Below are 10,876 nucleotides of genomic sequence, written 5' to 3'. Positions count from 1 at the left end.
ACAAATCTACTTTTCTTATTTTATGATAGGTTAGAATGATGGATTTATGCTAAAAAAACTAGTCTTCCTTGGTTTTTCTATAGCTTAGGACAGGTACCTATTCTAATTTTCTTAAAATTGCGATAAACGGACAATGAACCTATCTCTTCTTCCTTTGAAATTGTAGTGAATTGTCAGAATTATTTATGCACCCGGTGCATGTTATTTCTAAGAAACTCTTGGATCGTTCTATTCACCACATCTGCTTTCTCAATGGATAGGGCGTGACCCGCGTTTTCCACTAACACCGTTTGGGCATGTGGGATTGTATTCCGGACGTGCTTTACTACTTTGTGATGGCTGTAAATGACTTCTTTATCACCAACCATAAAACAGACAGGGACGTTAATTTTCATGAGCTCGCTGTCTTTGAATACCGAGGGTCTTAAAATTTTGTGCTTCCATTGAAAATGAATCAACCCTTGATAAAATTGTTCAAATAAGTAATCATGTACGTCATTCCCCTTTGCGACAATCCACTTCATGAAATAACGGTAGATGAACGACCGATTTCTGATGATATTGATCAGTAGCAACCGGATGCCAAATTGCATATGAAAAGGGATGAAAGAGGCGGCCGGTGCCAATAAGACTAATCTTTTTACCCTTTCTGGGTGATGGATAGCAAAATTCAACGAATGCCAACCACCGTTTGAATGGCCAATCAGGGTAATTTTTTCAATGTGAAGTTGATTAAGGAGCTCCGCTATCCAATCAGCATAGTCATTTCTGCTTTCGATCGATTTCTCCATATCGCTCTTATTAAACTCTCCAATGACATCAACCGCATAGACTCGATACTCACTTGCTAACATCTCAATGTTGGAATACCACATCGGAGCACCAAATCCAAAACCATGAATCAACAGCAATGGTTCCGCATTTTCTGGTCCTGCAGCAATCAAATGTGTTCTTCCCAGCTGCGTTTCTATAAATATCGATTCATATAGGACATTCCATAAAGACAAGCTGTTGTCGTAAGCTTGGTAAAATTCCACTTCACCTTCTGCCGTTCTAAAAGACTTCGATTCTACTTTCATGAGTGATACTCCCTTATCCCCTTTATTTACCAACAATGTATCATATTCCCTGATTTTGTTCAAATTTTTTTGAATGAAAATGTTGTATAAAAAATTTTAGGGAGTGCGTGGCAGACATTTTTGGAGAGTTTGATAAGACCTGTCCCTACCCACAATTTGTCGAGTTCTCAACGACAAGATTCGGGCGGTACAAGGCACTCTTTTATTGAGGGGCGATTTGAGAGGGTGGAATGAAGGGGGAGGAGGAAAAAAGTGACTTCTAAAGAAGTGCTAATGGGCAGGATAGCTTTATAAAAATGAAGAATTATATTGTGAGAAATAGAAAAGCAGTTTTATGGAGGGGGATTGTATGATTAGTATTGAAAAAAGAAGACTGCTGAAAGGTGGTTTAACGAAATTTTACCAAAGGTAAGTTGGATGTTTTAGATGAGCTTACAACTATATTCAGCTATAGGACAAATTTAGTTTTAAATTCGGGGAGGGGTTTCATTGAAATACTTTTATGGAATATTAGTGGTGTTGGGAGTTGTGTTGCCGTACTCCCAATTTAACCCTTGGATTATAGAGAATGGCCTTGATATATCTCAACTAGTAGAAGAAATAACACAAACACGTATTGGATCATTTGCATGGATGGATGTTTTAGTATCAGCAATTGTACTTATCGGGTTCATTCTCTTTGAAGGAGTAAGAACTGGTATGAGGTTTTTATGGTTGCCGATTGTCGGTACACTTGTAGTAGGTGTTTCACTAGGCCTTCCTTTATTTTTATTCATTCGTGAAATACATATGGAGAAGAAGCGACAAGGCGTTGATAAAAACATAATACCAGTCTAAAAAAGTTGATCATGCACAAAGCTATGCTCACGACAAAGGAATGCTGCTATAGAGATACTTTAAAGAACCACCTGTAAATGTATATGCGTTCGGTGGTGAGTGCAGTGGACAAGGATGAAAAAGCTAGGTATGTGGTTGAATTAGATGTTGTTTTAGAGATGTTTCAATTTCATATTTTAGAAAAGCGATTTGAAATTGGCCGGCACTGGTTATGCATTAGGTGGCGAACAACTGCTAGTTTCCTGCAGATTTATCCAAGGGCTTGTGTCTATTTAGAAAGCCTCGTCAATCAAAATGTGGTTGAACTTGAAGAAATTAATGGTACAGACGATAGAAAATATAAGTTTAAACGATAGTTTTAAAGTGAAGAGCTTCTATACTGACAATTCGTTCGCATGAATGAAGAAATCATAAGTGTGTTCAACAAAGGGCCAATTGTTGAGGTTAAGGTTTAGCATTAATAGTGGGGAACCGTACCATAAGTAAATCAGGTTCTTCTTAGTTACTACAACAAGAAGTCTCCCACCATCATCTAGCCCTTATTCTTCCATGGATTTGTTTACTTTAAATCCCGCAACAGGTAAAGTTGAGATAAAGCAAAGACGTTACTTTGATATTAATGGTTGGGCTACAAGAGATATTGATTATTTCCATAGTGGTGTTGTACCATTTCCACACTACCACAATTGGTTAAATCAAATAAAAGATCCTTTCCATTTCCCTGCAGTATTTGAATAATGGAGAGCATATAATAATAGATATTGTATTCATTTATTTTAGGAGGGGGAAAATGCGTGGTCTAAGTTTTGAAATTCCAAATGAATATGCCCAATTCTTAAGTGACATTTTGGTAGGGATAATAGATCCATCTTGGTATTGGCGAGTTGGTGATGGTGAATCATATTTAGTGAAAAATGACACACTAGACTCTGAACTTTTCCCCTCTATAGATACAATGGATGGGCAATCTTTTATAAATAAAATTACAGCTGATAAATATTATTTAATATCGGCTGATTTAAAAGCCTTCCCAAATCAGAAAGAAGTAAAACAAGTTTTATGGTATGAGGATTTCTTGGATAGTGAATGTCAATTAATATTTTTATTGATAGATTGCTCCTATGTTTCTATTTTTGCTAAAGATCTTCAAATGATTGACCAATTCTATGAAAGAGCAGTTGCTAATGGTTATAAAAATATTAAATTTATTAAAAATGAAAAAGACCATACGTATTTGACGGTTTAAAATGTAATATAACTTGATTGTTGAAAAGTGAGAAAAAATAGTGTCGAAATTTTGATTTTCGGATACTCTTTTAAATTGTTTGTATTAGTTGCAGAAAAATCTGTGTATTATTATTTATAGTAGAGGAACAAGATGATGTCTTTTATTGAAATTAATCTAGCAAGTGAGACCTCACATCCCTAAACTTATGCAAAAAATTGATTTGGAAATACGTTTTATAGCAGTTTACTTTTTTGATTGCTTGATTTTTAAACTTACTAATAGCCCGAAAAGAGTGCCCATATTATTGGGGGCACTCTTTTTTAGTTATCTCGTATGGTAGCAATCCATTGTTCACCGTATATATTTTCATAAAACCAATTTTTAATGAATTCTACTTGTGATTCTGTTTTAATGATTTCTTTTTTAGAATTATCGACTAATTTCTTTTTACCATCAACAAGTTTATAAACTTTTGTTTCAATTTTTGTTTTATTATTATTTTCTTTAATTTGTTCTTCGTATCTTAAAATTTCCCCGTTAACTTCAATTTCATAAATTAATTCACTGTCTGTTTGTTTTATCATGTTTACTGGACTATTTTTAATAAACGTATTTTCGGCAGATACAGAACTCACTACTGGAAATGATATAGTAGTGAATCCCATAATGGCAACCATTTACTTAAACAACTAAGGTAAAAGATATTTCAAAGAAGGATTTCGATTTCGAGTACACACTGTTTAAGGATTATCTCGATGCAAACAACAAAGAGTTAAATTCAAAGAAGACTTTTACTTTAAATGAAGCGATCTACAATACCATTAAAGAATTAAGTAAAAAGAAATCGATGAAAATTAATGTGTTAATTAACTTATTATTAGGGAAGGGATTAGGATTTTATAATATTGAAATAGTAGATAATGAAAATTCTGATTGGGACAACAAACCAACTTCTAATACAAATTTATCCGATGAGGCGTGATATACAGATGAAAATAACTTGTATATTGCGTCTTTTTTAAGCAAATAGATAATCTACGTTTACTTCATTAAAGGGCCAGATTGTTGAGTAAACATTTTATGCAATTTGATACAAATAAGAAAAACTAGGGAATTGTATTTATCCCTAGTTTTTTGTTAAACGAAATAAAAAAGACCGACCCTATTTAGGGTAAATAAGGTCGATTCAGTTCAATTATTTATTTTGAGTAATTCCATTTACAATTTGAGTAAGTGCCTCTTTGATTGGCGTAGCGGGACGACCAAGAACTTTTTCGAAATCATTACTCTCGAAATCTAATGAGCCTTCTCGAATGCTTCTTTGGATGTCAACAAGTATAGGAATTATGAAATCCTGTATACCAGCAGCCTTCATAATATCGGCATAAGTAGCATCATCTACTTGTTGAATAGGTATTTCTTTACCCAGTAAATCCCCAAGGACAGAAACAAATTCTTCCTGAGTCAAAGGTTTACCAGAAAGCTCATATATGGTATTTTCATGTCCATTACTAGATAATATCGCAGCTGCTGCTTCGGCATAATCTTGTTGTAATACCCATCCGACTTTTCCATTTCCTGCTGATGTCACCCAAGGAGCTCCTGCTAGTACACCTTGAATGCTTGGAATTTCATTCTCTAAGTACCAATTATTACGCAAGAAGGAATAAGGAATGCCTGTTTTCTTAATCGCTTCCTCAGTTGCCTTGTGCGTGGGTGCGAATAAATTTGTACTTTCTTGTGCATTTGTTAAGCTGGTATACGCAATGAATTTAACCCCAGCACGCTCTGCCGCAGCCACTGCATTGGCATGTTGACGGATCCTTGTTTCATTATCTCCATCCGCAGAAATTATTAATAAGCGTTCAATTTCTGCAAAAGCAGAATCCAATGTTTCTGGATAATCAAAATCTCCTTGTCGAACTTCTACTCCACGAGCCTGCAATCCTTTCGCTTTCTCTGGATTACGAACACTGACAGCTAGTTGACTAGCTGGTACAGTCTTCAATAAAGCTTCTACAACTTTGGTACCAAATTTTCCTGTTGCTCCTGTTACTAATAATTTCATTAGTTATCTCTCCAATCTTTGTTTAATTATTAAGCTTAATCTAATATTATAGTATTAGATATTTTTTAAAAGTAGTCATTTTTTTATAACATAGTCACAAAAATGGTACTATTAAGAAAGAGAGGTATTTATTATGGCACGAAGTTGGTTCGTCGGCGAACCGCCAGAGGAACAAATAGAGGTTTGTCCTGTTACACAAGCTCAAGACATAATTGCGGGAAAATGGAAAATCATTATTCTATGGCATTTAAGTACAAAGACAAGAAGATTTAATGAACTTCAAAAATTATTACCTAATATCTCAAAAGGAATACTGACACGTCAGTTGAGAGAATTGGAAGAAGACCAAATGGTTCACAGAGAAGTATATAAAGAAGTTCCTCCTAAAGTAGAATACTCGTTAACACCTTTGGGGCAGAGTTTTATTCCTATTCTTGATAGTATGGGCGATTGGAGTAAAAAACATTTAAAAAGAAAATAAATAGGTATAAGCTTTTGGTGAAGATTTCACGATATATGTATATACACCTAGTAGCGTACTTAAATACCACCTTGGTTTGAAATTTCTCGATTAGAAAAATCCATTACATCCTTAATAGGAAATTCTCTATTCTGTGTAGCTACCTTATCATTGTATAAGTAAATGATAAAGTCATGTTTAATTTCAAACTGTTCAATACTTGTCATAAACAGATTATTTATTTGCCGAATCTCAGACCCTTCCATATCATTTTTCGAAGAAACTTGATTTTAATTAAGAATGGACAGAGGGACAGGTAGAAGTCACTGAACAAGTAGATTTGTCACAAAATTTGTGGTACAAATCTACTTTTCTTATTATATGATAGGTTAGAATGATGGATTTATGCTAAAAAAACTAGTCTTCCTTGGTTTTTCTATAGCTTAGGACAGGTACCTATTCTAATTTTCTTAAAATTGCGATAAACGGACAATGAACCTATCCCTTCTTCCTTTGAAATTGTAGTGAATTGTCAGAATTATTTATGCACCCGGTGCATGTTATTTTCAGTTGGGAATTGTTGAACGAACGCTATTTCGAGACGATTCTTTAATGCGAGAATTTGAAGAATGGTGTAAGGAGACAATTGAACAGTTCACAACGAAGAGCAGTGAAATATATGAAAAGCATGAAGCTATTGCTGAGCATACTTTCACCATATTCTTATGAAGAATCTGCAATGTTATATATATCGTCTGGATTATCACATCCAACACATGAGCGCGATTTATTTCGTGAACAGTCGATTGCTGAATTGATAAAAATAATTCAATTAACTGAAGGTAGAGCTATGATTTTATTTACATCTAAAGATGATATGAAATATGTTCAAACAGAGTTTAATAAGTATCATTTGCCGTGGAAAATTCTCGTTCAAGATAATGATTCTTCTCAACAAGAAGTCATCGAAGAATTTAAGAATGATGAGCAATCAATACTTTTGTCCACGGGAATTTTTTGGGAAGGAATTGATATAAAAGGTCCTGCTCTAAGTAATCTAATTATTTACCGTCTTCCATTTCCAACACCTGATCCAGTATCAGAATATAAACAAGAACAAGCTTTTAGTGAAAAAGAGTTTTTCCTAGAAACACAGGTTCCAAAAATGATTGTACGTTTACGTCAAGGTATAGGTCGTTTAATCAGATGTGAAACAGATAAAGGGATTGTAAGTATTCTTGACCCTAGATTAAGTTCTAATCGGAAAAATGAGTATAAAGACAAAGTAATCAGTTCAATTCGTTTTGGTAGAATTACAGAAAGTTTTACAGATTTAAAATCATTTGTTGAACAATTTGATTTAGATGTAATTGAGGCCCTTCAATGAATATAAAGAAACTCCAGAAAACGTTTACTGATTTCTTTACTTGAAGTCAATTATAAATAGGGATAATATAAAGAGGTAGAATTATAAAGTTGAAGAAACTAGGGGTACGTTTAATGAAGTACTATATCGGTTATCATGGAACTAGTACAACTAATGCACAGAGAATTAAACAAACAAATTTTGTAATAGATTATACAAAAGTTGGATGGTTAGGCACTGGAACCTATTTATTTGATGAAAATCAGGAATTGGCCCGCTCATGGGCTAATTATAAATATCCTACAGTTAGTAAGAATATAGTTCGTTGTGAGATTGAAGTAGATAAAGAAAAAGTATTTGATGTTGTAGATCCATTAGGAGAACATAATAAGTTTTTTCATGCTATAAGAAAACAACTTATCGAACAGCAATTAAAAAACAGAAATATTGAAGTTAAAGTAAAAAATAAAAAGGATTTTGATGGGAAAACGTATAATTTTATCTGTAAGGCTAAAGATTTTAAATTAGTTAGAGCAGCTACATATACTTATCAAGAATATGATAGAACGCTCAGGTTAGACTCTAGAGTGCCAAATGGTGTGGAATTATGTGTTAAAGATTTACGTATTATAAAAAATAAGCAGATTATTAGTTAGCGAGGTGTAACGGAATGTATGATGCAGAATTAGAAGCCAAAAAATTATTTGAATCTTTATCTGATGAAGAGTTTGTTCATTTGCTTCAAGAATCAGGATTTGAAGTAAGTGAGGGAAGTAATGGGGTAATTTATACTGAGGATTACGACGTTGATCAAGCAACTGTTGTTTGCGGAAAAGTAACAATTAAATTTAGTCTAAATAACCCATCCACAAATAAACCTACTCAGGTTCAATCTTTCCCTTCCGCATGTTAAAATATGGAATAGGAGATAAATTATGAACGAAGTAAAAAGTGTATTACGTTTTCACAATTTCGCGATAGATGAAATGATTTATAAAAGAAATTATGATTTTCTACAGATGGATAAAGAAATTGAACTTGATTTTGATTTAAAAGCAAGTGCTATTTTATCTCAAGAAAAAGATCAAGCTGTTATTATTCTTACTACAGAGATTTTTAATGAGGACTTTAGTGATCAAGAAGTTCCTTTTTACTTAAAGACAATAATAAGAGGTTTTTTTACATGTAGTGAAGATGTCAATATCGAAGAATTTCAATTTAACGGTATGGCTATATTATTGCCTTATGTTAGATCAATTATTACTAGTATAACTGCTCAAGCTGGTATTAATCCTGTAATTTTACCGCCTATTAATGTATACAATGTATTTGATAAATATGAATCAGAATAAATTTAGTAATAAGTTTAACTAATCGTATATGAATTAAAAGAGAAAAGGATACGTCATAAAAATGGCTATCCTTTTCATAGTATTAGAATAATTTTTCGTCTCCGTAAGCAAATTGAGTAAACCTTATTAATTCCTTTGTAAGAGCATTTTATAATGGTCAAAAAAGCCTTATAAACGTTGGTATGATAAGGTTTAAGGTTTTTAGATCAGTAACACCCGCCGTCTCCATAAAATCTTTTCGCTAGAAATAGCGTTAAATCAACATTATAAAGGTTAGGGTATCTGATGAAGGTGTTGAACTTTCTAAAAGAATCCCTAACTTTTTTATTTATTAGGGTATTACATTTTAAACTGAATTGTTTTATTAACCTTCAAATTCCTAAGAGAATGGAGGTTTTTTTAATTTAAAAAAAATAGAAAACATGTAGATTTTTCAATGGGGAGACCACTACAAGAAAAGTTTAATGTTAAAAATAATGAATGGATTTCCACTGACTATGCTTTAGATAATATATTTAGACAATGAGTTTAGCCGGAAATCGACCTCGGACTATTTAAAGTTGTGAATTATATCTTCCGAGGATATTGTAAGGTAAATAACATCAATTTTGTGAGGAGATAATCCTATTTAGAAAATTTATAGGTGTCACAAAGAACAAAGAAAATACGTTTAAAAAAGATTAAAGCAGTATTAGTATAAATGACTTTTTTATTTGTACAAAAGCGCTTGTTTAAGAGATTTAAAATACTTCCACTCCGCATTATTTTAACTTTACTTGGAGTGGCGGGTATGGTAGCCTCGGATTGTTAAGCAGCCGTTGGTATAGCTGGGTTTTTGGTGGGTATAGCCATGCCTGCAGAGGCTCCATGTCAAGTTGTAATAATTAACCAGATCTGCTCTAAAATCATTTTTGTACATCCTTATACAAGCAAATTTGTACATTCTTATTTTGACATTTACATATTAGGGAAGTTTTACCGAGGGGCTTAGCCTACCACAGAATAGGAGTGGCAATAGATTCCTTGAGATTTAACTTACTCGATTATAAAGACAATAAGAAAGAATTAAACTTAATGCCTGTTGATATACCAGTAAACTCAGTTTTTTCTACAATGAAAGAAAATTGCGAGTTTATTTCATATTTATCAGAGGATTTTGTAATGAGAGTCTTATTTAGTAGAAATGAATTCATGGAAAAAGGTATTGACCCCGACCCCAAATAATAATAGATGATTTAAGATTTAATGAAGATGCAATTTTTTGGAATAAAAATCCAAGTACTTTCCAAGGGAATATAAATCCTTTAGTGTTCTCTAATATCATTCATTAATTCTTTCTTTCTTTGGAAGTAAGTTACTTATAATTTATCTTTAAAACCTTCGTGCAGATGATGGAAGGCTTAGGATATGCCATTGAATTAAGAGCAGAATACTTTTCTATGGATTCTCTAAGAACAAACAGATCCACTTTTAAAGGAAGTGGTAGGAACATTCTGTCGTGCCTATTCCGTTAATAACAGACTGTCCGGACTTTGGTGTCCAAAAGGTTGGACACCAAAATTTAGGCTAAAATTGCAAAATGCTATAGTGTCAAGGTATAGTTCGGACATTGATGTCCTTCTACACGTTGTGTACAAAACTACTTTATTCATAATACTTTTTTAATTATCCAAACTAAATATTTCGCAGCGATGTATGATATAGGAATACCTAAAATCAAGACAAGATAGCTCATAAAAGGACTTTCAAAAAAGTATTTATCTGACAAGTAAGCAGCCAGTTTAAAGTATTGAAGAAAAAGTATTATTACTAATGCTACAAAGCCTGCTTCTCTCAACATTAATTTATTTTCGTTAACCTTTCCCTTGCCATTCCGATTTTCTTCCATAAACGAATCTACCCCTTTTCTATTTGGTTCTTCTTGCACTAGACTGCTTCATAAAGAGAAAAAGAGCCGTCTAATCTTCAGCTAGCATCCGTTTCTACAATAAGGTCAATTTGAGCGTGCACACGTTCTTACCAGTGTATAATTGCTGCAACTATTTAAGACGTCACCTTAACTGAAATTGTAAACTATTTTGAAGAATATAAAAACAATACGGAAAATCATAGTAAGATTTTCCGTATCATTGTAAACTCTCTTAACAATAGAGACCTACTATTGATTTATACATTCAATGCTCTTCAATTATTTTGAAGATGACTAATAAGGTAGGAATCGATCTTTGGAGCAACTTCTGCTTGATATCCCAAGATATCAAGGGTTTCAAGGTTTAACTCTCCATTAATGGGAATTACTTCTGTTTTAAATGAAAGACTATCTCCTGATATTTATTCAAAATTGGGCCCAAGCAAAAGGGTACATGTGGCATTACAATGAGCTGCAACAAGATGAATATATACAAGCAATGATTGAATCAACCTACAATACTACAAAGCTTGAAGAAATTATCTTCAATACATTAGAAAAATTGTGATTCTTGGTA

Annotated in this window: 13 protein-coding genes; 9 read left to right on the top strand and 4 right to left on the bottom strand. The window is 33.0% G+C overall.

Annotated elements, in window-relative coordinates; genetic code table 11:
* Positions 1–179: 179 nt before the first annotated feature.
* Positions 180–1,079: an alpha/beta fold hydrolase gene (locus ACOQFO_RS06845; protein WP_421688949.1), complete on the bottom strand. Its 900-nt coding sequence runs from the start codon at positions 1,077–1,079 to the stop codon at positions 180–182.
* A gap of 489 nt (positions 1,080–1,568) precedes the next feature.
* Here ACOQFO_RS06845 and ACOQFO_RS06840 point away from each other — a divergent pair, with 489 nt between their 5' ends.
* The 4 genes from ACOQFO_RS06840 (at position 1,569) to ACOQFO_RS06825 (ending at position 3,162) form a co-directional block, all read left to right on the top strand.
* Complete coding sequence (locus ACOQFO_RS06840; RefSeq protein WP_421688948.1) at positions 1,569–1,916, top strand: DUF2834 domain-containing protein; 348 nt, start codon at positions 1,569–1,571, stop codon at positions 1,914–1,916.
* Positions 1,917–2,020: 104 nt separating this feature from the next.
* Positions 2,021–2,272 (top strand): hypothetical protein, encoded by a 252-nt coding sequence (locus tag ACOQFO_RS06835; RefSeq protein WP_421688947.1) that lies wholly within the window; start codon positions 2,021–2,023, stop codon positions 2,270–2,272.
* A gap of 193 nt (positions 2,273–2,465) precedes the next feature.
* Positions 2,466–2,654, top strand: coding sequence for a hypothetical protein (locus ACOQFO_RS06830; RefSeq protein ID WP_421688946.1), 189 nt, complete (start codon positions 2,466–2,468; stop codon positions 2,652–2,654).
* A 52-nt stretch (positions 2,655–2,706) separates the two neighbouring features.
* Positions 2,707–3,162 (top strand): DUF2691 family protein, encoded by a 456-nt coding sequence (locus tag ACOQFO_RS06825; RefSeq protein WP_421688945.1) that lies wholly within the window; start codon positions 2,707–2,709, stop codon positions 3,160–3,162.
* Positions 3,163–3,464: 302 nt separating this feature from the next.
* Here the strand turns inward: ACOQFO_RS06825 and ACOQFO_RS06820 are convergent, their stop codons facing one another.
* The gene (locus ACOQFO_RS06820; protein WP_421688944.1) at positions 3,465–3,809 is read right to left on the bottom strand and encodes a hypothetical protein; all 345 of its coding nucleotides are present in this window, start codon (positions 3,807–3,809) and stop codon (positions 3,465–3,467) included.
* 530 nt (positions 3,810–4,339) lie between these two features.
* Positions 4,340–5,212, bottom strand: a complete 873-nt coding sequence (locus tag ACOQFO_RS06815; RefSeq protein WP_421688943.1) for an SDR family oxidoreductase — start codon at positions 5,210–5,212, stop codon at positions 4,340–4,342.
* A 133-nt stretch (positions 5,213–5,345) separates the two neighbouring features.
* Here ACOQFO_RS06815 and ACOQFO_RS06810 point away from each other — a divergent pair, with 133 nt between their 5' ends.
* The 5 genes from ACOQFO_RS06810 to ACOQFO_RS06790 all read left to right on the top strand — a co-directional run bounded on the left by ACOQFO_RS06810 (position 5,346) and on the right by ACOQFO_RS06790 (position 8,390).
* The gene (locus ACOQFO_RS06810) at positions 5,346–5,693 is read left to right on the top strand and encodes a winged helix-turn-helix transcriptional regulator (protein ID WP_421688942.1); all 348 of its coding nucleotides are present in this window, start codon (positions 5,346–5,348) and stop codon (positions 5,691–5,693) included.
* A 658-nt stretch (positions 5,694–6,351) separates the two neighbouring features.
* Positions 6,352–7,059, top strand: coding sequence for an ATP-dependent DNA helicase (locus ACOQFO_RS06805; RefSeq protein ID WP_421688941.1), 708 nt, complete (start codon positions 6,352–6,354; stop codon positions 7,057–7,059).
* A gap of 113 nt (positions 7,060–7,172) precedes the next feature.
* Positions 7,173–7,694 carry a hypothetical protein gene (locus tag ACOQFO_RS06800; RefSeq protein ID WP_421688940.1) on the top strand — a complete coding sequence of 174 codons (522 nt, stop codon included), beginning with the start codon at positions 7,173–7,175 and terminating at the stop codon, positions 7,692–7,694.
* A 14-nt stretch (positions 7,695–7,708) separates the two neighbouring features.
* The gene (locus ACOQFO_RS06795; protein WP_421688939.1) at positions 7,709–7,951 is read left to right on the top strand and encodes a hypothetical protein; all 243 of its coding nucleotides are present in this window, start codon (positions 7,709–7,711) and stop codon (positions 7,949–7,951) included.
* A 22-nt stretch (positions 7,952–7,973) separates the two neighbouring features.
* Positions 7,974–8,390 carry a protein-export chaperone SecB gene (locus ACOQFO_RS06790; RefSeq protein ID WP_421688938.1) on the top strand — a complete coding sequence of 139 codons (417 nt, stop codon included), beginning with the start codon at positions 7,974–7,976 and terminating at the stop codon, positions 8,388–8,390.
* Positions 8,391–10,038: 1,648 nt separating this feature from the next.
* Here ACOQFO_RS06790 and ACOQFO_RS06785 read toward each other — a convergent pair.
* A complete protein-coding gene (locus ACOQFO_RS06785) occupies positions 10,039–10,317 on the bottom strand; it encodes a hypothetical protein (RefSeq protein WP_421688937.1) in 279 nt (92 codons plus the stop codon).
* Between the last annotated feature and the right edge of the window lie 559 nt (positions 10,318–10,876).

The organism is Ureibacillus sp. MALMAid1270 (assembly GCF_049202975.1).
Classification (GTDB): domain Bacteria; phylum Bacillota; class Bacilli; order Bacillales_A; family Planococcaceae; genus Ureibacillus.
Note: the sequence above shows the minus strand (reverse complement) of the source record. Positions and strands in the feature narration are given on the sequence as shown.

Bases quoted from the DNA above. Each gene is read 5' to 3' on its own strand.
- ACOQFO_RS06795 (WP_421688939.1), top strand. From the start codon at position 7,709: ATGTATGATGCAGAATTAGAAGCCAAAAAATTATTTGAATCTTTATCT.
- ACOQFO_RS06820 (WP_421688944.1), bottom strand. From the start codon at position 3,809: ATGGGATTCACTACTATATCATTTCCAGTAGTGAGTTCTGTATCTGCC.
- ACOQFO_RS06805 (WP_421688941.1), top strand. From the start codon at position 6,352: ATGAAAAGCATGAAGCTATTGCTGAGCATACTTTCACCATATTCTTAT.
- ACOQFO_RS06825 (WP_421688945.1), top strand. From the start codon at position 2,707: ATGCGTGGTCTAAGTTTTGAAATTCCAAATGAATATGCCCAATTCTTA.
- ACOQFO_RS06790 (WP_421688938.1), top strand. From the start codon at position 7,974: ATGAACGAAGTAAAAAGTGTATTACGTTTTCACAATTTCGCGATAGAT.
- ACOQFO_RS06830 (WP_421688946.1), top strand. From the start codon at position 2,466: ATGGATTTGTTTACTTTAAATCCCGCAACAGGTAAAGTTGAGATAAAG.
- ACOQFO_RS06845 (WP_421688949.1), bottom strand. From the start codon at position 1,079: ATGAAAGTAGAATCGAAGTCTTTTAGAACGGCAGAAGGTGAAGTGGAA.
- ACOQFO_RS06810 (WP_421688942.1), top strand. From the start codon at position 5,346: ATGGCACGAAGTTGGTTCGTCGGCGAACCGCCAGAGGAACAAATAGAG.
- ACOQFO_RS06800 (WP_421688940.1), top strand. From the start codon at position 7,173: ATGAAGTACTATATCGGTTATCATGGAACTAGTACAACTAATGCACAG.
- ACOQFO_RS06815 (WP_421688943.1), bottom strand. From the start codon at position 5,212: ATGAAATTATTAGTAACAGGAGCAACAGGAAAATTTGGTACCAAAGTT.